Raw genomic sequence first — 23,562 nt, 5'->3', positions numbered from 1 at the left:
CCCACACTAAGTGCGGTTACGTCCTCGCGCGCCAGGGATGGGGCAGGCTGGGGGAATGACGGGTGACGGATGGACCGAGGCGGTACGGCGGCAGCTGGGCCTGGGGCGGGTTCTCCCGCTGGGCGGCCCGGGTGACGGCTCCTGGCTGACCGAGGCGTGCGCGGACGGGGTATTGCGCCATGCGGCGCAGCGGGTGAGCGGCGTACGTCTCGGTGCTCTGCGGGTGGCGCTCGCCGACCCGTCGCGGGCATACGCCCCCTCCGTGCCCCCGCCGCCGAGCGCGCTGCCGCCGGGACCGCTGCGGATCACGGCGGAGTTCGCGGCCGAGCCGGCCGAGCCGCTTCCCGCGGCGGCTGCCCGGCTCCGGACCGCGCTGGTGACGGCGGCCGATGAGTGGCTCGGCCTGGTGGTCGAGAAGGTGGACCTCAGCGTGACGACGCTGCTCGACGTGGGACAGGCCCCCGTGGACGTAGCGGCGGAGGCGGAGAAGACACCGCCGGACGGGGCGCAGGCCGCCCCGGGAAACGGCGACGAGGCGCGGGTGGCGAGCGCCGCCCTCGAAGTGCCCGGCGTACGGCGGCTGACCGGCGCACTCGGCGGCTTCGGCCGCGCCGTCCACCTCGCCGAGCCCCCGGCGGCGGGCGCCTCCCTGCCGCGCCGCAACGCGCGCGTGGAGCTGGCGACGGACCGCGAACACCGCGCCCTGGACGTGGCGCTCGCGGTCCGCTCGGCGGTCGGTGCGGCACTGACCGACCGCCCTTCGGTGACCGTCCTGGTCACCGCGGTGGAGTGACGGCGTCAGTCGCCGATCCCCGCCAGGTCCCGCAGGCGACGTCCTTGGGCGGCACGCTCGGCGGTGCGCTGCTCCTCGTACGTACGGCCCGCGACACCCTGGAGGAGGGCCTTGGTCTCGATGACGGCGTCGCGCGGCGCGGTGAGCAGCGCGGCCGCCAGATCGCTCACGGACGCGTCGAGCTGGTCCGCGGGCACGACAAGGTTGGCCAGGCCCACGCGCTCGGCCTCGGGGGCGTGGACGAACCGCCCGGTGGCGCAGATCTCCAGCGCGCGGGCATAGCCGACAAGCCCCACGAGAGGGTGCGTGCCGGTGAGGTCGGGCACCAGGCCCAGGCTGGTCTCGCGCATGGCGAACTGCACGTCGTCCGCGGCGATCCGCAGGTCACAGGCGAGTGCGAGCTGGAAGCCCGCACCGATGGCATGCCCCTGTACGGCGGCGATGGACACGATGTCACTGCGCCGCCACCAGGTGAACGCCTCCTGATATTCGGCGATCGTCGCGTCGAGGACGTCGTCGTCACCGCGCGCCAGATCGATGAAGGACGGCTCACCGTCGAAGCCCTCGGGCGTGAACGCCTGTCGGTCGAGGCCCGCGGAGAAGGACTTGCCCTCACCGCGGAGCACGACGACACGGACACTGCCCGGCAACATCCGGCCTGCCTCGGCCAACGCCCTCCACAGCGCGGGAGATTGGGCGTTGCGCTTGGCCGGGTTGGCCAGCGTCACCGTGGCGACGGCGTCGTCGACAGTCAGGCGTACGCCGTCCTTGTCGAGTACCGGTGCGGATCCGCCGAGTTCACTGCCGGGCGAAACCATTGGGGCCTCCGATGGTGGTGTGCGGTCGGTGCGGACGCGCGTGCGCGCCCGTAAGTGACTGCACAGTAACCACCCGGTCGACAGCGGATACCCTCAGGTCCCTTCAAGGGCCCTGGGGGGCGATCGACCGGGTGGCCACCGTCGAAGCCGGTGAACCGCCCGCAGCCGTCAGCCGGCTGCGGCCTTCTTGCCTCGCGTCGCCCCGCCGCGTCCCCGCAGCGTGACTCCGGACTCGCTGAGCATGCGGTGCACAAAGCCGTACGAACGGCCCGTCTCCTCGGCCAACGCCCGGATGCTCGCACCGCTGTCGTACTTCTTCTTCAGGTCTGCCGCGAGCTTGTCACGCGCGGCGCCGGTTACCCGGCTGCCCTTCTTCAGAGTCTCGGCCACCCGTGCCTCCTCATAGGAAGTGCGCTCTGGACTTCTCATGATCACCCCTCCCGGGCTTCCTGGCCACCCATTCGGCAAGGTCCGTGCGACGAGGTTTCCCGCCGGGGAAGGCGACACCATGAGCGGAACCCTTGATTCCGTGCATCGAAATCCGTACGGCCGAATGAGTTGCGGACCGAAGTCCCAGGTCAGCGCGGTGGCGGGCGGGAGCCGGGCTCGACGCCCCGGCCGCAACGGGAATCCGTGTATCCCACACTTCGGTACGAGGAGACCTCACACAGATGAAGGATCACGGCTCGGCCGAATGATCCATACGCTGTGGATCAGTTATTCGATCAACCAAGGTGGACTCTGCGGGCGCCTCGGCGGCGCGATCCGCCGCCCCGCCCGATCAGGCGAGCGCGACGAGATCCGCGTAGTCCTGGCCCCACAGGTCCTCGACGCCGTCGGGCAGCAGGATGATCCGCTCCGGCTGGAGGGCCTCCACCGCGCCCTCGTCGTGCGTGACGAGGACGACCGCGCCCTTGTAGGTGCGCAGCGCGCCGAGGATCTCCTCGCGGCTCGCCGGGTCGAGGTTGTTCGTGGGCTCGTCGAGGAGCAGCACGTTGGCGGAGGAGACCACCAGGGTGGCGAGCGCCAGACGGGTCTTCTCGCCGCCGGACAGCACGCCCGCGGGCTTGTCGACGTCGTCGCCGGAGAAGAGGAAGGAACCGAGCGTCTTGCGGACCGACACGAGGTCGAGGTCGGGAGCGGCCGAGCGCATGTTCTCCAGGACCGTGCGCTCCGGGTCGAGGGTCTCGTGCTCCTGCGCGTAGTAGCCGAGCTTCAGGCCGTGGCCCTCGATGACCTGGCCGGTGTCGGGCTTCTCGGCGCCGCCGAGGAGGCGCAGGAGCGTGGTCTTGCCCGCGCCGTTGAGGCCGAGGATGACGACGCGTGAGCCCTTGTCGATGGCGAGGTCGACGTCCGTGAAGATCTCCAGGGAGCCGTACGACTTCGAGAGCCCCTCGGCCATCAGCGGGGTCTTGCCGCAGGGCGAGGGGTCGGGGAAGCGCAGCTTGGCGACCTTGTCGCTCTGGCGCACCTCCTCGAGGCCCGCGAGGAGCTTGTCGGCCCGCTTGGCCATGTTCTGCGCGGCGACGGTCTTGGTGGCCTTGGCGCGCATCTTGTCGGCCTGCGAGTGGAGCTGGCTGGCCTTCTTCTCGGCGTTCTGACGCTCGCGCTTGCGGCGCTTCTCGTCGGACTCGCGCTGCTGCTGGTAGAGCCGCCAGCCCATGTTGTAGACGTCGATCTGGGCGCGGTTGGCGTCCAGATAGAAGACCTTGTTCACGACCGTCTCGACCAGGTCGACGTCGTGGGAGATCACGATGAAGCCGCCGCGGTAGGACTTGAGGTAGTCCCTGAGCCAGACGATGGAGTCGGCGTCGAGGTGGTTCGTCGGCTCGTCGAGGAGCAGGGTGTCGGCGTCCGAGAAGAGGATGCGGGCCAGCTCGACGCGGCGGCGCTGACCACCGGAGAGCGTATGGAGCGGCTGGCCGAGCACGCGGTCGGGGAGGCTGAGCGCGGCGGCGATGGTGGAGGCCTCGGCCTCGGCGGCGTACCCGCCCTTGGTGAGGAACTCCGTCTCCTGGCGCTCGTACTGCTTCATCGCCTTGTCGCGGGTGGCGCCCGAGCCGTTGGCGATGCGCTGTTCGTTCTCGCGCATCTTGCGGATGAGGGTGTCGAGCCCGCGGGCGGAGAGGATGCGGTCGCGGGCGAGCACGTCCAGGTCGCCGGTGCGCGGGTCCTGCGGGAGGTAGCCGACGTCTCCGGAGCGGCTGATCGTGCCGCCGGCGGGGGTGCCCTCACCGGCGAGGCACTTGGTGAGCGTGGTCTTGCCCGCGCCGTTGCGGCCCACCAGGCCGATGCGGTCGCCCTTGGCGATCCGGAAGGAAGCGTTCTCGATGAGGATGCGGGCGCCGGCGCGCAGCTCGATGCCGGAAGCGGTGATCACGGACAGACTCCAGGGCAGGGGGGATGGACGGCGGAAGGAAGGAAGGCGATCACGCCGTCTAATGCACGAGGAGAAGGGCCATGCGGTCAATTCTAACGGGGTGGGGCAAGCTCTTGTTCTGCCCGGGTTCCCGGGCCGTCCGGGGCGCCGCCCGGCAGCTCGTTGCCCAGGGGTTTACGGCGGGGGACGATGCGGCCGAGTTCGTCCACCGCGATCAGCTGTGAGGTCCACGGCGTCGTGGCGTCGCCGCAGGGCTGGGCGATCATCAGAGCTTCTCCGTGGCGCATCGAACGGGCGGGTTCGAAGGCGCAGCCGCGGCGGGCGGGCAGCACCCAGCGCAGGTCGCCGTCGGCGCTGCGGTAGGCGGCGACGCGCTGTGGGGTGACGACGGCGAGCATGCGTCCGCGGGGGTCGAGCGGCTGGAGGACTCCGGCGGCGCCGCGGGCGTCGGGGGAGCGCAGCCAGGACGCGCCGGCGGGGATGGCGCGGTGCCAGCGGACGGCGCTGCCGTCGGCGCGTGCGGTGTCGGTCACCATCCCGTCGCTCCAGAGCGCGACGGCGTGCCCGGGGGCCGGGAGCAGCGCGAGCGGGCGGGCTCCCTCGCGGCTGTACGTCCAGCGCGGGCGCCCGCTCGCCCGGTCGTACGCCTGGACCACGCGGCCCTGGGTGCGGAGCTCGGGGGTCGCTGTGCCGTCGTCCACGCGCGCGTGGACGGTGAGGTGGTCTCCGTAGGGGGCCGGTCGCGCGTGGTGGGCCGCGGTGATGAGCGGCAGGGCGAGCAGGCCGAGGGCGACCGGGAGGGCGAACCGGGAGCCGCGGCGCGCTCGCACCGGTCTCCCGAACCGGGTTCCGGACACCTCGAACGGCACTACGGACACGACGCCCCCTCTGCGGCACCTCTGCCGGTACCTCCCCGGCATCTCTGCCGGTCTCAGCCGGCAGCTCGGCCGGTGTCCCACGGAACAGGCGCAGAGCGTAGCGGCGGCGTCACCGCGCGGCCCCGGGCGACGGCCTCGACACGACGCACCGTCCGGTGAGGGTCCCCCGTTCGGACCTCCGTCCGGCGCCCTTCGGGGCGGGGCACATCAGGATGAAGGCGCCGGCATCTCGGCACAGGGCGGCGCGACGCCGTCCCGGACGCGAGGCAGAGGGTGGTGCGCCCGTGCGGTTCGACGACAACGCCGATCTGGACACGTCCGAGGTACAGGACGTACGGGGCAGCCGGATTCCCGGCGGCAAGGCGACGGTCGGCGGCGGCGTCGCGGGACTGATCGCGCTGCTTCTGGGGCTGTTCTTCGGGGTCGGCCCCGACCAGCTCGGCCTCTCCTCCGGCGACGAGGAGCCCGCCGCCACCTCCTCGTCCCTGGCACAGGTCCAGCAGAGCTGCCGTACGGGGCAGGACGCGAACACCAAGGACGACTGCCGCATGGTCGCGGTGGTCAACAGCGTCCAGGACTACTGGCGCCCGGAGTTCCAGCGCAGGAAGGGGACCTACTCCCCCGCGCCCACCGTCCTTTACACCAGCCGGGTGGGCACGGCGTGCGGCGCCGCGTCGTCGGCGGTCGGCCCGTTCTACTGCCCCGGTGACCGGAAGGTCTATCTGGACCTGGGCTTCTTCGAGGAGCTGCGGACCACGTTCGGCGCCGGCGGCGGGCCCTTCGCGCAGGCGTACGTCGTGGCGCACGAGTACGGGCACCACGTGCAGAACCTGATGGGGACGCTGCGGCGCTCCCAGGACGGGCGTACGGGACGGGACAGCAACGCCGTGAGGGTCGAGTTGCAGGCCGACTGCTACGCGGGCGTCTGGGCACGGCACGCGACCCGTACCCCCGACGACAGGACGGGCAGGCCGCTGATCACCAGCCTCACCGACGCGGACATCCGCGAGGGCCTGGACGCGGCGGCCGCCGTGGGCGACGACCGCATCCAGGAGAAGTTCCAGGGCCGGGTCACCCCCGAGTCCTGGACGCACGGCTCGGCCGAGCAGCGCCGGCAGTGGTTCCACCAGGGCTACCGCACCGGCGACATGGCGCGGTGCGACACCTTCCGGTGAGCCCTGCGGCCGGGTCTCAGACGCCGCCGGTGTGCACCTGGAAGGCCGCCCTGCGCACGGCCTTGGCCAGCGCGGGGTCGGGGTGGACCGCGGCGAGCGCGACCAGGACCTGGACCGTGCGGGGGTGGCCGATGCGGCGCACCTCGTCCAGGAGCGCGGGCACCGTGGGCTGTACCGCGGACTCCAGGTGGCGGATGAGGAGATGCGTCTCCCCGTGGTCGACGACGGCCGCGGCGGTGTCGACCCACAGCCACGTCGACTCGTCCCGCGTCAGGACGAGGTGGACGTCCTCGGGGTCGGCGCCCTCCTGCTCGGCGAGCCAGATGAGGGCGTAGGGCCGCAGCGGGGTCTCGTCCACGACGGCCCGCACCTCCGCCTCGGCCGGGGCGCCGACCACCCGCAGGGCCTCGAAGGCGAGGCCGCGCAGGAGGGCGTCCTCGCCGCGGGCCGCGTCCAGGAGTTCGGTGACGGCGCTGCCGACGGGGCGGGCCGCGAGCCAGGCGCGGTACTCGGAGCGGGCCGCGTTCGGGCGCAGCCGCGCGCAGCCGCGGAGCATGTCGTCGGCGGACTGCTCGATGTTGCCGGCCGGGCTCTGCGCGGCCACGCAGATCTGCTCCAGCTTGACCCAGACCGCCCAGCTGCCGAGCGGCGTGAGGGTGGCCTGCCCGTCGGCGTACGTCAGCGCGCCGACGGCGGCGAGGCCGCGCAGCGCCCAGTCGAGGAGGGTGGCCAGGGCCGGGGTGTCGGCCGGGTCGACCGGCTCGGGCTGGGGGCCGTAGGGGATCTCGCAGCGTTCCGTGCGCAGTTCCGTGACGCGCTGGTCGAGGAGGTCGAGGAGTTGCGGCACGGGCACGGGGCCCGCCGAGAGCTGCAGCAGGGTGAGCAGTTGCGGCATGGCCTCGACGACCTCGGCCACGGTGGCGGGCGCCAGTTCGCGCGACGCCGCGTGCGTCAGCGACCACGCGTCGAAGAGGGCGACCCAACCGCGCAGTACGGCGGCGTCGTCCCGGTCCCAGGCGCGCAGCCGCCAGCCGGGGCGGGCGCTGTCGCCGTGCACCTCGATGAGGCCGGCGAGCCGTGCGCTATCCCAGTCGGCGCGGACCTGATCCGGGGTCAGCGCCAGCTCGACGGCGGCCCGTTCGGCGGTCTCGGCGGAGAGGGTGCCGCGTGGCTCGCCGGACTCTCCGGCTCCGTCGACGGCCGGGGTGGTGGCCGGAGCCACGGCGGGGCCGCGTCCCGGGCGCAGGGACGCGTCGGCCCAGCGCGCGACCCGTACGGCGTCGGCGAGGTGCTTGCGCGCCATGCGTGCCAGCTCCCCGGGGGCGGGGGTGCCCTCGGGTGGCCGGGGCGCGGGACGGCGCGCGCGCTGCTGTGTCACTGCGCCGGGGGCGGTCAGGGGTCGCGCTGTGCCGCGCTCCGCCCCCGCTCGCCTCTCGGCCCTGGGGGACTGAGCGCGGACGAGTCGGAGCCTTGAGTCGCGCGGGATACGGGACGTCACGGGAGCAGTCTTCCTGTTGACGGTCCGAAAACCCAAACGGAATGCTTGCGCAAGGCTCCGGAGCGCTGCCCCGGGGGTTTACGCGCGCTACATGAGGGGCGTGAGGAAGCGCCGCAGCGCCTCTTCGTAGCCCGCCGGGTCGGCGTTCCACATGGCGCCGTGCGGTGCATCCGGAACGGTGTGGAGAGTGACCAGTTCCGGGCGGCGTTCGGCCAGTTGACGGGAGAGCGCCCAGGGGGCGATCACGTCGTCGGGGCCGTGGACGAGGAGGGTGGGGACCTTGAGCACCTCGGGGTCGGCGGCCTCCAGGATGCGGTCGCCGCGCAGGCCCGTGCGGCCCTGGGCGGCGCGCACCGCGAGCGGCAGGAGGGGGCCGGGGGTGCGGCGGGCCGCGGCGAGCGCGCGCAGGGTCGTCTCCCAGTTCAGCACCGGGGAGTCAAGGACGAGTCCGCTGATCCGGTCGCGCAAGGCCGAGTACGCGGCGGCGTGCAGGGCCATGGCGGCGCCGGTGGACCAGCCGTGCAGGATGACGTTCCGGGCTCCGTTGCGCACGGCGTAGCGGATGGCGGCGTCCAGGTCGCGCCACTCGGTCTCGCCGAGATGGCCCAGGCCGTCCGGGGAGCGGGGCGCGCCGAGGTCGCCACGGTAGGCGAGGTCGAGCACCGGGAACTGCTGGTGGTGCAGGAAGCCCAGGACGACCATGGGGTGCTCGCGGGTGGTGCCGAGGCCGTGCACGGTGATCACCCAGGTGTCGCGGAAGCCCGGCACGAACCAGGCGGGCAGCCCGCCGAGTTCGCCGGGGATGTCGACGTCCGCGTGGTCGATGTCCAGGGCGGCGTGCGGGTCGCCGATGTGGACCTGCGGGGTGAGCCAGACCTTCGCCCCGGGTTCCAGGGAGCCGTGCGTGACGCGCTCGAGGCGGCGTACGACGGTGTCCGCCGCGTGCGGCGCGGCGTCCAGGACGGGGCCGATCACGGCGTGGCTGCCGTTGCCGCTGAGGCCGTACGTGCCGGGGCGCAGGCTCGCGAGGGCGCGGGTCAGGGTGATCTGGCCCGCGGCCGTGGAGTGGACCGTGAGGCGCGGCTCGGTCGGTAGCGGGCGGCCCGCAGGAGCTTTCAGGGCCGCGTTGCTGGCGAAGCGGCCCGCGGCGACGGCGGCTGCGCCGCCCAGAAGGGCGGTGGTGACGGCGGTGACGGCCGTTGCCGTCGCTTTGGCTGGGCGCACCTGCCCAGTGTCCGGCCCTGACCCGGCTGAGGCCAGTGGGCGGGGCCCGCGGGGTGATGTCACTTCGGCCGGTCGTCCCGCGGGGCGACGGCTGCCCTGCCGCGGCCCGCGTGACGTCACTGTTGGCCGTAGCCCCGCAGCCTGTCCTCCGCTTCCCTGAGCTGGCCCGCGGACAGGAGGGTCGGGGCGTGGCCCGGTACGGAGCTGGCCGTGAGCCAGAGGCGGGACATCCACTCCAGCTGTGCCGTGCGGTCGTACGCCTGGTCCAGAGTGTCTCCGTATGTGATGGTTCCGTGGTTCTGCAGCAGGCAGCCTGTGCGCTCCCTGAGGGCCCGGAGCATGTTCTCGGCCAACTCCTCCGAGCCGTAGGGCGCGTACCGGGCGACGCGGACCGGGCCGCCGAGGGCGGCCGCCATGTAGTGCACGGGCGGCAGCTCCGGGACCAGGGTGGAGACGGCGGTGGCGTGCACCGCGTGGGTGTGGACCACGGCTCCGGCGTACGTCGTGCGGTAGACGGCCAGGTGCATGGGCAGTTCGCTGGTCGGGGCGAGATCGCCGAAGAGCTGGTTGCCGTCCGTGTCGACACCGACCGCGTCCCGCGGCGTCAGGCGGTCGTACGGCACGCCGCTGGGGGTGACCAGGATCGTGCCGCCGACGCGCACCGAGACATTGCCCGACGTGCCGACCACCAGACCGTCCGCGACCGTCCTGCGGGCCGCCTCCACCAGCTCGTCCCATGCCCGCTCCAGCGCGTCCTGCCGGCCCGCGCCCCGCTCGTCCCGCTGCTCCGTCATGCCGTGATCCTGCCAGGTGATCAGAATCTCTTCGACGGCTCGCTGAAGCAGTCGAAGAGCTTCGCCCGGGGGTAGCAGAAACCCCCTTGGAGGCCATGATTCCGGGCCTCCCGGTGCCGCTCCGGGAGATCTTCGCCGAGGCTCCGGAAGAACCGGAGTGACGGCGCCCCGCATTGGGTCACCGCAAGGCCCGACCCAGTTCACTTTCCGTTCACCCAGGTTGCCTACGTTCCACTTGCCACTGACGTCCAACAGAAGCCTGGGTAAATGGAACACATCACGCTTCTCCTCGGGATCGTGATCGTTACCGCTCTCGTGTTTGACTTCACGAACGGTTTCCACGACACAGCCAACGCGATGGCCACCACCATCTCGACTGGCGCTCTCAAGCCCAAGACGGCGGTGGCCATGTCCGCCGTGCTGAACCTCGTCGGCGCTTTCCTCTCCGTCGAAGTCGCCAAGACCATCTCCGGCGGCATCGTCAACGAGGACGGACTGAAGACAGAGGTGATCTTCGCGGCGCTTGTCGGCGCGATTCTCTGGAACCTGATGACCTGGCTGGTGGGCCTGCCCTCCAGCTCCTCCCACGCGCTCTTCGGCGGCCTCATCGGCGCCGCTGTCATGTCGATGGGCTGGTCGTCGATCGACGGCGGCACCGTCGTCACCAAGATCCTGCTTCCCGCGATCGCCGCGCCCCTCGTGGCCGGTCTGGCCGCGACGCTGGCCACGCGCCTGACGTACCGCATCGGCCGCAACACCGACACCAAGGCCACCGCCAAGGGCTATCGCGTGGGGCAGATCGCCTCCGCGGGCCTCGTCTCGCTGGCCCACGGCACGAACGACGCGCAGAAGACCATGGGCATCATCACGCTCGCCCTGGTCACCGGCGGCGTCCTGAGCCCGGGCTCCAACCCCCCGATGTGGGTCATCGTCTCGGCCGGTGTCGCCATCGCGCTCGGCACCTACCTCGGCGGCTGGCGCATCATCCGCACCATGGGCAAGGGCCTCACCGACCTCCAGCCGCAGCAGGGCTTCGCCGCCCAGACCAGCGCCGCGACGGTCATCCTGGCCTCCTCGCACCTGGGCTTCTCGCTCTCCACCACCCAGTCCTGCTCCGGCGCCGTGATGGGCGCGGGCCTCGGCCGCAAGGGCGGCGTCGTCCGCTGGTCCACGGCGTCCCGCATGTTCATCGCCTGGGGCCTGACGCTGCCGGCCGCCGGCCTGGTCGGCGCGGGCGCGGAGTTCCTCACCAAGCAGGGACCCTGGGGCGTCGCGGTGACCGCCGCGCTGCTGGTGGCCGGCTCGGCCGTGATCTGGGTGCTGTCCCGGCGCAACGCCGTCGACCACACGAACGTCGCCGACGACGAGATCGGCGGCTCCTCCGCCGACGAGCCCGCCGGCGTCGTGACCACCGCGATGGCCGCGGTCACCCCGCCGCCCACCGGGTCGGCCGTGGCGAGCGCGGACGTCGACTTCGTCAAGGCCACCATCCCGGCCCCGACCGGCACCGCGGCGGACCCCGCCCGGCCCGCCACGGTGTAAGGACACATCAGCATGAACATCGACTGGGCAGCGCTCGGCTCCGTCTTCGGAGTCAGCCTCGCGGTGACGGTGGCCCTGGTGGGCCTGTTCACCCTCGGCATCATCGGCCTCTCCAAGCACGAGGCGGCCACGTCCGGCGCCTCCTCCGCCGCGGGCGGCACCGCCACCGCGGCACGCACCGGCGCCTACGCGTGCTTCGCGCTCTGCGCGGCGGCCGTGGCGTACGGGATCTATCTGATCGTCGCCTGACAACCGTGGTTTCGAGTGGGGTGCGGGACGCTTCGGCGTCCCGCACCCCGCTTTCGTGCGACGGCTCGGCGAGCGCCCCCTCACAGGCCCGGCTGTGGGCCTCAGCACACTCTCCCGTCGCAGGTCAACGGCGAGTTGACGGGCCTTCGCGGGCCGTGGTGGACTGCCGGAGCCAATACGGCAGCAGGAGAGGAAGCCGGTGCGAATCCGGCGCGGTCCCGCCACTGTCACCGAGGAGCTGACTCCTCGGAAGCCAGGAACTCTCGCCGCCGATCACGTCGAACCAGGGCGCGGACACCCTGAGTGAGGACATATCGCCATGCGCGGCCGCCCGTTGCCGGACCAGTTCCCGAGCGTGAGCTCTCTTCTCGGCACAGCGACCGGCTGACGCCATGCGTGCCGATCGCGACTTCGCGTACGGCGCCGCCGCCGGCCTCCTCGGTGATCTGTTCCTCGGCGATCCTCGCCGCGGGCATCCGGTCGCCGCGTTCGGTCGGGCCGCGGGAGCCGTCGAGCGTGTGCTGTGGCGTGACCACCGCGGGTGGGGCGCCCTGCACGCCGTGGTGTGTGCCGGGGGCGCGGCCGGTGCCGCCGCCCTGGCTTCTTCTCTCGTACGGGACTCACGCGCCGCGTCCGTCGCGCTGACCGCCGCCACCACCTGGGCCGTGCTCGGCGGCACCTCGCTGGGGCGTGAGGCGCGGGCCGTCGGCGGGGCGCTCGCCGCCGGGGACATCGAGGTGGCACGGGAGCGGCTGCCGCATCTGTGCGGCCGCGATCCGCAGGCCCTCGACGCCGACGGCATCGCGCGCGCCGTGGTCGAGTCCGTCGCCGAGAACACGTCCGACGCCGTGGTCGGGGCCCTCGTGTGGGGCGCCGTCGGCGGGGTGCCGGGGCTTGTGGCCTTCCGGGCCGTCAACACGCTCGACGCCATGGTCGGGCACAAGTCCGTGCGCTACCGGCGCTACGGCTGGGCTTCCGCACGTCTCGACGACGTACTGGGGTGGCCGGGGGCCCGGCTCACCGCCGTACTCGCGGCTATCGCCGGGGAGTCGCCGCGCGGTGCGGTGCGGGCCTGGCGGGAGGACGCCGCCAAGCATCCGAGCCCCAACGCCGGGCCCGTCGAGGCCGCCTTCGCCGGGGCGTTGGGCGTACGGCTCGGGGGGACGCTCTCGTACGCGGGGCGCGTCGAGCACCGGCCCGTCCTCAACGGGGACGGGCGGGGTGTCGAAGTCTCCGACATCGAACGGGCCATGAAGCTGTCGCGCCGGGTGGGTCTCCTTGCCCTGGGCGTTGCGGCGGCCGTGAGCGCTCTACGGAAAGGCAGGGCCTCATGAATGGTGGACTGCTCGTCGCCGGAACCACCTCCGACGCGGGGAAGAGCGTCGTCACCGCCGGGATCTGCCGGTGGCTGGCCCGCAAAGGGGTCTCCGTGGCGCCCTTCAAGGCGCAGAACATGTCCCTCAACTCCTTCGTCACGCGCGAAGGTGCCGAGATCGGGCGGGCCCAGGCCATGCAGGCGCAGGCCGCCATGGTCGAGCCGACCGCGCTGATGAACCCCGTGCTGCTCAAGCCGGGCAGCGACCGCAGCAGCCAGGTCGTCCTCATGGGCAAGCCCGTCGGTGAGATGAGCGCGCGCGGCTACCACGGAGGGCGGCAGGAAGCGCTGCTCTCCACCGTCGTGGGATGCCTCGAGGAACTTCGGGGCAGCTATGACGCCGTGATCTGCGAAGGCGCGGGCAGCCCCGCCGAGATCAATCTGCGGCGCACCGACATCGTGAACATGGGGATCGCGCGGGCAGCCCGCTTCCCCGTGGTCGTGGTGGGAGACATCGACCGCGGAGGTGTCTTCGCCTCCTTCTTCGGGACCACCGCGCTGTTGAGCGCCGAGGACCAGGACCTGATCGCCGGGTATCTCGTCAACAAGTTCCGGGGCGACGTCTCGTTGCTGGAGCCGGGGCTCGACATGCTGCACCGGCTCACCGGGCGGCGCACGTTCGGTGTGCTGCCGTTCCAGCACGGCCTCGGCATCGACGAGGAGGACGGCCTTCGGGTCTCCCTGCGGGGCGCCGTGCGGGAGTCGATGGTCGCTCCCCCGGTCGGTGAGGACGTGCTGCGGGTCGCCGTCTGTGCCGTACCGCTGATGTCCAACTTCACGGACGTGGACGCGCTGGCCGCCGAACCGGGCGTCGTCGTGCGGTTCGTGGACCGGGCCGAGGAGCTCGTCGACGCCGATCTCGTGGTCGTACCCGGCACGCGCGGCACCGTGCGCGCCCTGGAGTGGCTGCGCGAGCGCGGCCTGGCCGACGCCCTCGCGCGGCGCGCCGCCGAGGGGCGCCCCGTGCTCGGGATCTGCGGCGGTTTCCAGGTGCTCGGCGAGCACATCGAGGACGACGTCGAGTCGCGGGCGGGTGCCGTGGACGGGCTCGGACTGCTGCCCGTGCGCGTGCGGTTCGCCCGCGAGAAGACCCTCGCGAGACCGGTCGGCGAAGCCCTCGGCGAACGCGTCGAGGGATACGAGATCCACCACGGCGTCGCTCAAGTCCTGGGCGGAGACACCTTCCTGGACGGCTGCCGCGTCGGCGAGGTGTGGGGCACGCACTGGCACGGCTCCCTGGAGTCCGACGCTTTCCGGCGCCGCTTCCTCGCCGAGGTCGCCCGCGCCGCCGGGCGCCGCTTCGTGCCCGCGCCGGACACCAGCTTCGGCGTACTGCGCGAGGAGCAGCTCGACCTGCTCGGCGACCTGATCGAAGAACACGCGGACACGGACGCGCTGCTCAGCCTGATCGAGACCGGCGCACCCGCCGGTCTCCCCTTCATCGCACCGGGGGCACCCTCATGACCGTCCTGCTTCTGTCCACCGCCGACACGGACCTCCTTGCCGCCCGTGCCTCCGGCGCCCCCTACCGCATCGGCAACCCGACCCGGGTCGACGCGCAGGCGGAGCTGCCCGCGCTGATCGAGGGCGCGGACATCGCCGTCGTACGTCTGCTCGGCGGGAAGCGGGCGTGGGAGGACGGCCTCGCGGCGCTGAAGGCCGCAGGCATCCCGACGGTGCTGCTCGGTGGCGAGGCCGTGCCGGACGCGGAGCTGATGGCGGAGTCGACCGTGCACGCGGGGTCCGTGGCGGAGGCGCTGCGGTATCTCGTCGAGGGCGGGCCGGCGAATCTGCGCGAACTGGCGCGGTTCCTCGAGGAGGACGTCCTCGCGGCGGGACACGCGCGCTCCGGCGGCTCCCACGAGCGGCAGAGCGCCGAACCGCAGAAGATGCCCGAGTACGGGGTGCACGGCTCGCGCCCGTACGTCGAGGGCCGTCCGACCGTGGGTGTGCTCTTCTACCGGGCGCACCATCTCTCCGGCAACACCGGCTTCGTGGACACGCTGTGCGACGCGATCGAGGCGCGGGGCGCCAACGCCCTTGCCGTGTACTGCGGTTCCCTGCGCGGCGCGGACACCGGGCTTTACGAGATCCTCGGGCGGGCGGACGCGTTGGTCGCCACCGTTCTCGCCGCGGGCGGCACGCACGCGTCGGGGGCGAGCGCGGGCGGCGACGAGGAGGCGTGGGACATCGGCGCCCTCGCCGACCTCAACATCCCTGTCCTGCAAGGACTTTGCCTGACCTCGTCGCGCGCCACGTGGGACGCGTCGGACGCCGCGCTCTCCCCCATGGACGCGGCCATGCAGGTGGCGATCCCCGAGTTCGACGGCCGCGTCATCACCGTGCCGTTCTCCTTCAAGGAGCAGGGCCCCGACGACGTACCGGTCTATGTGGCCGACCCCGAGCGCGCCGCCCGTGTCGCCGGAATCGCCCTGCGCCACGCCCAGTTGAAGCACAAGCCCAACGCGGAGAAGAAGCTCGCCCTGGTCTTCACCGCGTACCCGACCAAGCACTCGCGCGTCGGCAACGCGGTCGGCCTCGACACCCCCGCCTCGGCGATCCGCGTCCTCGACTCGCTGCGGGATGCCGGATACGCCGTCGAGGGCCACCCGGACAACGGCGACGAGCTGATCCACCGGCTCATCAACGCGGGCGGCCACGACGTCGAGTGGCTCACCGAGGAGCAGCTCGCCGCCGCTCCCGCGCGGGTGCCGCTCGCCGACTACCGGGCGTGGTTCGACAAGCTGGACCCCGAACTGCGCGACGGCATGCTGGAGGCGTGGGGCGAGCCGCCCGGCAACCTGTACGTGGACGGCGACGACATCGTCCTTGCCTCCCTGCAGTTCGGGAACGTCGTCGTGATGATCCAGCCGCCGCGCGGCTTCGGCGAGAACCCCATCGCGATCTACCACGACCCCGACATGCCGCCCTCGCATCACTACATGGCGGCCTACCGCTGGCTGGAGCTGTCCTTCGGCGCCGACGCGATCGTCCACATGGGCAAGCACGGCACGATGGAGTGGCTGCCGGGCAAGGGCCTCGGCCTGAGCGGCGGTTGTGCCCCTGACGCGGTGCTCGGCGAGCTGCCGCTGATCTACCCGTTCATCGTGAACGACCCCGGCGAGGGCACCCAGGCCAAGCGGCGCGGCCACGCGACGGTGGTGGACCACCTGGTGCCGCCGATGGCTCGCGCGGACACGTACGGTGATCTGGCGAAGCTGGAGCAGCTCCTCGACGAGTACGCGCTGGTCAGCGACCTGGATCCGACCAAGGCCCCTACCGTGCGGGCGCAGATCTGGACGCTCGTGAAGGCCGCCGAGCTCCACCACGACCTGCATGTGGACGAGCAGCCCGACGACCAGGCCTTCGACGAGTTCGTCATGCACATCGACGGCTATCTGTGCGAGATCAAGGACGTGCAGATCCGCGACGGTCTGCACATCCTCGGGGGCGGCCCCGAGGGCGAGGCGCGTGTCAATCTGGTCCTCGCCGTCCTGCGCGCCTCGCAGGTCTGGGGCGGTCAGGCGAACGCCCTGCCCGGCTTGCGGGCCTGCCTCGCCGAGCACTTCGGGCTCAGCGAGAAGGAGCTGCTCGCCGAGCCGGGCGCGGCGGTGAAGGTCGCGGACGGCCTGACGGCCCTGGTCGACGGGCCCGCGCGGACCGGCGCGGACGCGGTGGACCTCCTGGAGCAGCTGTGCCGCCGCCTCGCCGAGGGCATGGAGGAGCGCGGCTGGGAGCTCGCGGCGGTGCGGGAGCTCGTGCGGGACGTGGTCGGGACCGAACTGCCGCCCGCCGTGGCCGTGTTGGGCTTCGCGTGCGAGGAGGTCGTGCCGCGGCTCGCCAAGACCACGGACGAGATCGGGCACATTCTGCGGGCGCTCGACGGCGGATACGTCCCGGCAGGGCCTTCCGGCTCGCCGACGCGCGGGCTCGTGAACGTGCTGCCGACCGGCCGCAACTTCTACTCCGTCGACCCCAAGGCGATCCCCTCCCGCCTCTCCTGGGAGGTCGGCCAGTCGCTCGCCGACTCGCTGATCGCCCGCTATCTGGCGGACACCGGCGACTACCCGAAGTCGGTCGGCCTGACCGTGTGGGGTACGTCGGCGATGCGTACGCAGGGCGACGACATCGCGGAGATCCTGGCGCTCCTCGGCTGCCGCCCCGTGTGGGACGACGCGTCCCGCCGGGTGACCGGGTTCGAGATCGTGCCGGTGGAGGAGCTGGGACGGCCGCGCGTCGATGTGACGGTGCGGATCTCCGGCTTCTTCCGCGACGCGTTCCCCCACGTCATCGGCCTGATCGACGACGCGGTGCGAGCCGTGGCGGAGCTGGACGAGGCCCCGGAGTCCAACTACGTACGCGCGCACTCCGACGAGGACACCGCCGAGCACGGCGACCGGCGCCGGGCCACCTCCCGCATCTTCGGCTCCAAGCCCGGGGCCTACGGCGCGGGCCTGCTTCCGCTGATCGACGCGCGGAACTGGCGCAGCGACGCCGACCTCGCCGAGGTGTACGCGGTGTGGGGCGGTTACGCCTACGGGCGCGGACTCGACGGCAAGGCCGCGCGCGGTGACATGGAGACCGCGTTCCGGCGGATCGCCGTCGCCGCGAAGAACGTGGACACCCGGGAGCACGACCTGGTCGACGCCGACGACTACTTCCAGTACCACGGCGGCATGGTCGCCATGGTGCGGCACCTGACGGGCGAGTCCCCCGAGGCGTACGTGGGCGACTCGGCCACCCCCGACCAGGTGAAGACGCGGACCCTGGGCGAGGAGACCCACCGCGTCTTCCGAGCCCGTGTGGTCAACCCCCGCTGGATGGCGGCCATGCGGCGCCACGGCTACAAGGGCGCCTTCGAGATGGCCGCCACCGTGGACTATCTCTTCGGGTACGACGCGACCGCGGGCGTGGTCGACGACTGGATGTACGAGAAGCTCTCCGCCGAGTACGTCTTCGACCCCGAGAACCGGGAGTTCATGCAGAAGTCCAACCCCTGGGCCCTGCGCGGCATTTCGGAGCGGCTGCTCGAAGCCGCCGAGCGGGGCCTTTGGGCCGAGCCGGACGCGGGGACGCTGGAGCGACTGCGGGCCACCTACCTGGAGCTTGAGGGCGAGTTGGAGGGGGACGGGTGAGGCCCGCCGTCCCCTGCCCCGCCCCGGATCACGCAATGGAGGCCTTGTGAGTACCCCCTATCCGTTCACCGCCCTCGTCGGCCAGGACGACCTGCGGCTCGCCCTGCTGCTCAACGCCGTGTCGCCCGCCGTCGGCGGCGTGCTCGTCCGCGGCGAGAAGGGCACCGCCAAGTCCACCGCCGTGCGGGCGCTTTCCGCGCTGCTTCCGCAGGTGCCCGTCGTTGCGGGCTGCCGGTTCTCCTGTGACCCGGCAGCCCCCGACCCCGCCTGCCCCGACGGTCCGCACGAGGCGGGCGGGGCCTCCGTGCGGGACGCCCGGATGGTCGAGCTGCCCGTCGGTGCCTCCGAGGACCGCCTGGTCGGTGCGCTCGACATCGAGCGGGCGCTCGCCGAGGGTGTCAAGGCCTTCGAGCCCGGCCTGCTCGCCGACGCCCACCGCGGCATCCTCTACGTCGACGAAGTGAACCTGCTGCACGACCACCTGGTCGACCTGCTGCTCGACGCCGCCGCCATGGGAGCCTCGTACGTCGAGCGTGAGGGCGTCTCCGTACGGCATGCCGCACGGTTCCTGCTCGTGGGCACCATGAACCCCGAAGAGGGCGAACTGCGCCCGCAGTTGCTCGACCGGTTCGGGCTCACCGTCGAGGTCGCCGCCTCGCGCGAGACCGACCAGCGGGTGGAGGTCGTACGGCGGCGGCTCGCGTACGACGACGACGCGGAGGGGTTCGCCGCGCGGTGGCACGACGAGGAGTCCGCGCTGCGGGCCCGGATCATCGCGGCCCGCGCACTGCTCCCCCAGGTGCGGCTCGGCGACGGGGCGCTGCGGCAGATCGCCGCCACCTGCGCGGCCTTCGAGGTCGACGGGATGCGGGCCGACATCGTGATGGCGCGTACGGCGACGGCGCTCGCCGCCTGGGCGGGCCGCGAGGACGTGCTCGCGGAGGATGTGCGCCAGGCCGCGCTCCTCGCGCTTCCGCACCGGCGTCGGCGCAACCCCTTCGACGCGCCGGGGCTCGACGAGGACAAGCTCGACGACACGCTGGAGCAGGCCGCGGGTGACGACGAGGGGGACGGCGGGGACGACGATCCCGACGGCGGAGGCGGCCCCGGTGGGGGCGGGCAGCCGCCGGAGAGCGGGCCGGACGCGCCCGAGGCCGCAGACTCGCCCGAGGCTTCGGACTCCCCGGCCGACGGGCAGGAGACGGGCCAGGACGACGAGTCCGCCCCCTCCCAGGCGCCCGCCGCAGGCGGCGGTGAGCAGCAGGCCGTGCGGGCCGCGGAGCCCTTTCGCACCAAGATGCTGAGCGTGCCCGGCCTCGGCGAGGGTGCCGCCGGGCGGCGCTCCCGGGCGCGCACCGAGCACGGGCGGACCACCGGGGCCCGGCGGCCCCGAGGGGCGCTCACCAAGCTGCACCTGGCGGCCACCGTGCAGGCGGCGGCTCCCCATCAGCGGGCGCGCGGTCGGTCGGGGCGTGGTCTCGTCGTGCGGCGTGACGATCTGCGGCAGGCGACGCGGGAGGGGCGTGAGGGGAACCTCGTGCTCTTCGTCGTGGACGCCTCCGGGTCCATGGCCGCTCGGCAGCGGATGAGCGCCGTGAAGGGTGCGGTGCTCTCGCTGCTCCTCGACGCCTATCAGCGGCGGGACAAGGTCGGGCTCATCACCTTCCGTGGGGCCGATGCCGAGGTGGCGCTGCCGCCGACCTCCTCCGTCGACGCGGCCGCCGCCCGACTGGAGACGCTGCCCACGGGCGGGCGTACGCCGGTGGCGGCCGGGCTGCTCAAGGCGCACGAGGTGCTGCGGGTGGAGCGGCTGCGCGATCCTGCCCGGCGTCCGCTGGTCGTGGTCGTGACGGACGGCAGGGCCACGGGTGGCGTGGAGCCGGTGGCCCGGGCGGGGCGTGCGGCGCGGCTCTTCGGGGCCGCGGGGATCGCCTCGGTGGTCGTGGACTGCGAGTCGGGGCCGGTACGGCTCGGTCTTGCGGGGCAGCTCGCGGGTGAGCTCGGCGGGACCGCCGTGACGCTCGACGAGCTGCGGGCGGAGTCCATCGCGGGGCTCGTCAAGGACGTACAGGGAACTCGTACGAGGAGCGTGGCCTGATGCCTCAGGGGCAGCCGAGCGTGGTGCCGGACGACGGGCTCACCACGCGGCAGCGGCGCAACCGTCCGCTGGTGGTCGTGCACACCGGGATCGGCAAGGGGAAGTCCACCGCGGCTTTCGGGCTCGCGCTGCGGGCCTGGAATCAGGGGTGGCCGATCGGGGTCTTCCAGTTCGTGAAGTCGGCGAAGTGGAAGGTCGGCGAGGAGAACGCGCTCAAGGTCCTCGGGGCCTCCGGCGAGGGCGGGACCGTCGACTGGCACAAGATGGGCGAGGGCTGGTCGTGGATCCAGCGCGCGCCCGCCGACGGCGAGCAGAGCAACGAGGAGAAGGCCCGCGAGGGCTGGGAGCAGGTCAAGCGTGACCTCGCCGCCGAGACGTACCAGCTGTACGTCCTCGACGAGTTCGCCTACCCCATGCACTGGGGGTGGATCGACACGGACGAGGTGATCGAGACGCTCCGGGCGCGCCCCGGGAACCAGCACGTGATCATCACCGGGCGCAACGCGCCCGATGCCCTGGTCGGGTTCGCCGATCTCGTCACCGACATGTCCAAGGTCAAGCATCCGATGGACGCCGGCCAGAAGGGCCAGAGGGGCATCGAGTGGTAGCTCGGCTTGTGGTGGCCGCGCCGTCTTCCGGAAGCGGGAAGACGACCGTCGCCACGGGGTTGATGGCCGCGTTCGCCGCGGCCGGGCTCGCCGTGTCCCCGCACAAGGTGGGGCCCGACTACATCGATCCCGGGTATCACGCGCTGGCCACGGGCCGCCCCGGGCGGAACCTCGACGCCTATATGTGCGGGCCGGAGTTGGTCGCGCCCTTGTTCGCCCATGGGGCGCGGGGGTGCGATCTCGCGGTGGTCGAGGGCGTCATGGGTCTTTACGACGGGGCGTCGGGGCAGGGTGAACTGGCCTCCACCGCGCAGGTGTCGAAGCTGCTTCGGGCGCCGGTCGTCCTCGTCGTCGACGCGTCGTCGCAGTCCCGGTCCGTGGCCGCGCTGGTGCATGGGTTCGCCTCGTGGGACCCGGAGGTGCGGATCGGGGGCGTGATCCTGAACAAGGTGGGATCTGCGCGGCATGAGGGGTTGCTGCGGGAGGCTCTTGATGAGTCGGGGGTCCCGGTCCTCGGGGCGCTGGGGCGGGCGTCGCAGGTCCAGGCGCCGTCGCGGCACCTTGGGCTTGTGCCGGTCGCCGAGCGGCGGGCTGAGGCTGTGGAGTCTGTTGCGGCGTTGGCTTCGCAGGTACGGGAAGGCTGCGACCTGGAGGCGATTCTCGCGCTGGCCCGCAGTGCGCCCGCGTTGGCCGGTGACGCGTGGGATCCGGTTGCGGTGGGTGCCTGCGGCGCTTCTTTCCCCAATCCCGCCCCTTCCCGAAATTCGGCTCCGCCGCCCAGCGCCCCGGAAGATCACCAGCTTCGCCGAGTTCGTCCTCAAACGCCGGGCGGGCTGAAACCCGTTGTCGCCGTCGCCGGTGGGGCCGCGTTCTCCTTCTCGTACGCCGAGCACGCCGAGCTGCTCACCGCAGCCGGTGCCGATGTCGTCACGTTCGATCCGCTGCACGACGAACAACTGCCGCCCGGTACCGCCGGGTTGGTCATCGGGGGCGGGTTCCCCGAGGTGTACGCGCCGGAGCTGTCCGCCAACGAGCCGCTGCGCGAGGCCGTCGCCGAACTGGCGCTGAGCGGCGCGCCCGTGGCCGCCGAGTGCGCCGGACTCCTTTACCTGACGCGGGAGTTGGACGGGAAGCCGATGTGCGGGGTGCTCGACGCGCAGGCGCGGATGTCCGAGCGGCTCACGCTCGGCTACCGCGACGCCGTGGCCGTGTCCGACAGTTCCCTCGCCGTCGCCGGGACGCGGATGCGCGGGCACGAGTTCCACCGCACCGTCGTCGAACCGGGCGCCGGGGCGGTCGCCGCCTGGGGGATGCACGCTCCTGAGCGGCGCCTCGAAGGCTTCGTACAGCAAGGTGTGCACGCGAGTTACCTGCACACGCATTGGGCCGCCGAACCCGGTATCGCCCGTCGGTTCGTAGAGAGGTGCAGAGGATGAGCAGCAAGCTGGTGGGGGTCGGGGTCGGTCCCGGAGACCCCGAGCTCGTCACGGTCAAGGGGGTCAACGCGCTGCGTGCCGCCGCTGTCGTCGTCGTACCCGTGATGGCCGCGCCTGATGGGACAGACGGCGGTGAGCGCGGGCGGGCCGAGGCGACCGTGCTGCACTACGTCCCCGAGGACAAGGTCGTACGCGTCGTGTTCGCGCTCAACGAGCGCAGTGACCGGCAGCGCCGCGAGGCCGCCTGGGACGCCGCCGGTGAGCGGGTCGCCACGCTGCTGCGGGAGCGCGGCTCGGTGGCGTTCGCGACGATCGGCGACCCCAACGTGTACTCGACGTTCACCTATCTCGCGCAGACCATCGCGGAGCTCGTGCCGGGCGTCGAGGTGGAGACCGTGCCCGGGATCACCGCCATGCAGGACCTCGCCGCGCGCAGCGGCGCCGTTCTCACCGAGGGCACCGAGCCGTTGACGCTGGTGCCGGTGACCGCGGGCGCCGCCGTGCTCAAGGACGCGCTCGCCGGGCCTGGCACGGTCGTCGCCTACAAGTTCGGCCGGCTCTCCCATGAGGTGGCCGCCGCGCTCCGGGAGACCGGGCGGACCGACGACGCGGTGTGGGGCTCCGCCCTGGGGCTGCCCGAGGAGTCCATCCAGGGGGCCGCCGAGCTCGGTGACGCGCCGCTGCCGTATCTGTCCACCCTGATCGCTCCCGCGCGGCGCGAGAGCGGCCGGGGCGGGAAGCTGTGACGCACGCGGTGACGCAGGCGGTGACGGCCTCACTCCGCGATGCCCACCACCAGCCAGATGAACGCCGCCCCGGCCACCGTGCACAGCAGCGTCGAGCGGGCCGGGTGCTCGTGATGCGCCTCCGGCAGGATCTCCGCGGCGGCCAGGTAGAGCAGCGCTCCGCCGAAGAAGCCGAGATACCCGCCGAGCAGTTGCTCCGGAATGGTGAACAGGAGCGTCGACGCGGCGCCCGCCACCGGGGCCACCGCGTCCGCGAAGAGCATCGCGAGGGCCTTGCGGCGGGCGTTCCCGTACAGGCTCGTGAGTGTGTACGTGTTGAAGCCGTCCGCGAAGTCGTGGGCGATGACCGCGACGGCCACCGCGAGGCCCATGCCGCCGCCCACCTGGAACGCGGCGCCGATCGCGATGCCGTCCATGGCGCTGTGGCCGACCATCGCTCCGGCCGCCGTCAGGCCCACTTGGGGGACCCGGCCGTTCGTGTGCTCGTCCGCACCGTGCGCGGCGTGCCGGCCCGCGAGGAGGTGCTCCACCAGGTGCGCGGCGAGGAAACCCGCCACGAACAGGAGCAGCGCCGCCGGTACGCCGAAGACCGGGGTGCCCGTGGCCTCCAGCGCCTCCGGCAGCAGGTCGAGCCCGACCACGCCGAGCATCAGGCCGCCCGCGAGCCCCAGGACGAGGTGGCGCCGGTCAGTGACCCGCTGGGCCGTCCAGCCGCCCACCAGGGTCATCACAAAAGCGCCGAGCGCCACGAACACCGCCATGCGCCCTTGCTAGCCGATTGACCCCCTGCCCCGCACATCCGGCGCGGGGCGA

The 23,562-nt window shown here is 72.6% G+C and carries 19 protein-coding genes and 1 riboswitch; of the genes, 11 read left to right on the top strand and 8 right to left on the bottom strand.

Annotated elements, in window-relative coordinates:
- The first annotated feature begins 55 nt into the window (after positions 1-55).
- A complete protein-coding gene (locus tag AB0I94_RS31015) occupies positions 56-793 on the top strand; it encodes a nucleopolyhedrovirus P10 family protein (RefSeq protein WP_363313016.1) in 738 nt (245 codons plus the stop codon).
- 5 nt (positions 794-798) lie between these two features.
- Here the strand turns inward: AB0I94_RS31015 and AB0I94_RS31010 are convergent, their stop codons facing one another.
- The 4 genes from AB0I94_RS31010 to AB0I94_RS30995 form a co-directional block, all read right to left on the bottom strand.
- The gene (locus AB0I94_RS31010) at positions 799-1,611 is read right to left on the bottom strand and encodes an enoyl-CoA hydratase/isomerase family protein (protein ID WP_363313015.1); all 813 of its coding nucleotides are present in this window, start codon (positions 1,609-1,611) and stop codon (positions 799-801) included.
- 168 nt (positions 1,612-1,779) lie between these two features.
- Complete coding sequence (locus AB0I94_RS31005; RefSeq protein WP_249590717.1) at positions 1,780-2,001, bottom strand: helix-turn-helix domain-containing protein; 222 nt, start codon at positions 1,999-2,001, stop codon at positions 1,780-1,782.
- Between the two features lie 391 nt (positions 2,002-2,392).
- Entirely contained in the window at positions 2,393-3,991 is a 1,599-nt protein-coding gene (gene abc-f, locus AB0I94_RS31000) for a ribosomal protection-like ABC-F family protein (protein WP_363313014.1), read from the bottom strand.
- Between the two features lie 92 nt (positions 3,992-4,083).
- Positions 4,084-4,869, bottom strand: coding sequence for a hypothetical protein (locus AB0I94_RS30995; protein ID WP_363313013.1), 786 nt, complete (start codon positions 4,867-4,869; stop codon positions 4,084-4,086).
- Positions 4,870-5,153: 284 nt separating this feature from the next.
- On the opposite strand from AB0I94_RS30995, the gene AB0I94_RS30990 reads away from it, so the two are divergent.
- Positions 5,154-6,044 carry a neutral zinc metallopeptidase gene (locus tag AB0I94_RS30990; RefSeq protein WP_363313012.1) on the top strand — a complete coding sequence of 297 codons (891 nt, stop codon included), beginning with the start codon at positions 5,154-5,156 and terminating at the stop codon, positions 6,042-6,044.
- Between the two features lie 16 nt (positions 6,045-6,060).
- Here AB0I94_RS30990 and AB0I94_RS30985 read toward each other — a convergent pair whose 3' ends face one another.
- From AB0I94_RS30985 to AB0I94_RS30975, 3 genes are all read right to left on the bottom strand, one after another.
- A complete protein-coding gene (locus AB0I94_RS30985; protein WP_363313011.1) occupies positions 6,061-7,542 on the bottom strand; it encodes a hypothetical protein in 1,482 nt (493 codons plus the stop codon).
- An 87-nt stretch (positions 7,543-7,629) separates the two neighbouring features.
- Complete coding sequence (locus AB0I94_RS30980) at positions 7,630-8,766, bottom strand: prolyl oligopeptidase family serine peptidase (protein ID WP_363313010.1); 1,137 nt, start codon at positions 8,764-8,766, stop codon at positions 7,630-7,632.
- 116 nt (positions 8,767-8,882) lie between these two features.
- Complete coding sequence (locus tag AB0I94_RS30975; protein ID WP_363313009.1) at positions 8,883-9,560, bottom strand: class II aldolase/adducin family protein; 678 nt, start codon at positions 9,558-9,560, stop codon at positions 8,883-8,885.
- Positions 9,561-9,827: 267 nt separating this feature from the next.
- Between AB0I94_RS30975 and AB0I94_RS30970 the strand changes: the two genes are divergently transcribed.
- The 9 genes from AB0I94_RS30970 (at position 9,828) to cobI (ending at position 22,749) form a co-directional block, all read left to right on the top strand.
- Positions 9,828-11,102, top strand: a complete 1,275-nt coding sequence (locus AB0I94_RS30970; RefSeq protein WP_363313008.1) for an inorganic phosphate transporter — start codon at positions 9,828-9,830, stop codon at positions 11,100-11,102.
- A gap of 12 nt (positions 11,103-11,114) precedes the next feature.
- Complete coding sequence (locus AB0I94_RS30965; protein ID WP_363313007.1) at positions 11,115-11,351, top strand: hypothetical protein; 237 nt, start codon at positions 11,115-11,117, stop codon at positions 11,349-11,351.
- Between the two features lie 141 nt (positions 11,352-11,492).
- A riboswitch (cobalamin riboswitch) is annotated at positions 11,493-11,635 on the top strand.
- A gap of 108 nt (positions 11,636-11,743) precedes the next feature.
- The gene (locus AB0I94_RS30960; protein WP_363313006.1) at positions 11,744-12,685 is read left to right on the top strand and encodes a cobalamin biosynthesis protein; all 942 of its coding nucleotides are present in this window, start codon (positions 11,744-11,746) and stop codon (positions 12,683-12,685) included.
- Positions 12,682-14,190 carry a cobyric acid synthase gene (locus AB0I94_RS30955; RefSeq protein WP_363313005.1) on the top strand — a complete coding sequence of 503 codons (1,509 nt, stop codon included), beginning with the start codon at positions 12,682-12,684 and terminating at the stop codon, positions 14,188-14,190. Before AB0I94_RS30960 ends, AB0I94_RS30955 begins: the two co-directional genes overlap by 4 nt.
- Entirely contained in the window at positions 14,187-17,861 is a 3,675-nt protein-coding gene (gene cobN / locus AB0I94_RS30950; RefSeq protein ID WP_363313004.1) for a cobaltochelatase subunit CobN, read from the top strand. The genes AB0I94_RS30955 and cobN overlap by 4 nt, the downstream gene beginning before the upstream one ends.
- Positions 17,862-17,907: 46 nt before the next feature.
- Positions 17,908-19,959 carry a putative cobaltochelatase gene (locus AB0I94_RS30945; RefSeq protein ID WP_363313003.1) on the top strand — a complete coding sequence of 684 codons (2,052 nt, stop codon included), beginning with the start codon at positions 17,908-17,910 and terminating at the stop codon, positions 19,957-19,959.
- A complete protein-coding gene (gene cobO, locus AB0I94_RS30940) occupies positions 19,959-20,567 on the top strand; it encodes a cob(I)yrinic acid a,c-diamide adenosyltransferase (RefSeq protein WP_363313002.1) in 609 nt (202 codons plus the stop codon). The genes AB0I94_RS30945 and cobO overlap by 1 nt, the downstream gene beginning before the upstream one ends.
- Complete coding sequence (locus tag AB0I94_RS30935; RefSeq protein WP_363313001.1) at positions 20,561-22,003, top strand: cobyrinate a,c-diamide synthase; 1,443 nt, start codon at positions 20,561-20,563, stop codon at positions 22,001-22,003. The genes cobO and AB0I94_RS30935 overlap by 7 nt, the downstream gene beginning before the upstream one ends.
- The gene (cobI, locus tag AB0I94_RS30930; protein ID WP_363313000.1) at positions 22,000-22,749 is read left to right on the top strand and encodes a precorrin-2 C(20)-methyltransferase; all 750 of its coding nucleotides are present in this window, start codon (positions 22,000-22,002) and stop codon (positions 22,747-22,749) included. The genes AB0I94_RS30935 and cobI overlap by 4 nt, the downstream gene beginning before the upstream one ends.
- 29 nt (positions 22,750-22,778) lie before the next feature.
- On the opposite strand, the gene AB0I94_RS30925 is transcribed toward cobI, so the two are convergent.
- Positions 22,779-23,510, bottom strand: coding sequence for a ZIP family metal transporter (locus AB0I94_RS30925; protein ID WP_363312999.1), 732 nt, complete (start codon positions 23,508-23,510; stop codon positions 22,779-22,781).
- Positions 23,511-23,562 lie beyond the last annotated feature (52 nt).

Origin of the sequence: Streptomyces sp. NPDC050147 (genome assembly GCF_040660195.1) — a bacterium.
In the GTDB taxonomy this organism is placed as follows: Bacteria; Actinomycetota; Actinomycetes; order Streptomycetales; family Streptomycetaceae; genus Streptomyces.
The sequence above is the reverse complement of the archived record's forward strand: the minus strand, read 5'-3'. Positions and strand labels throughout refer to the sequence as shown.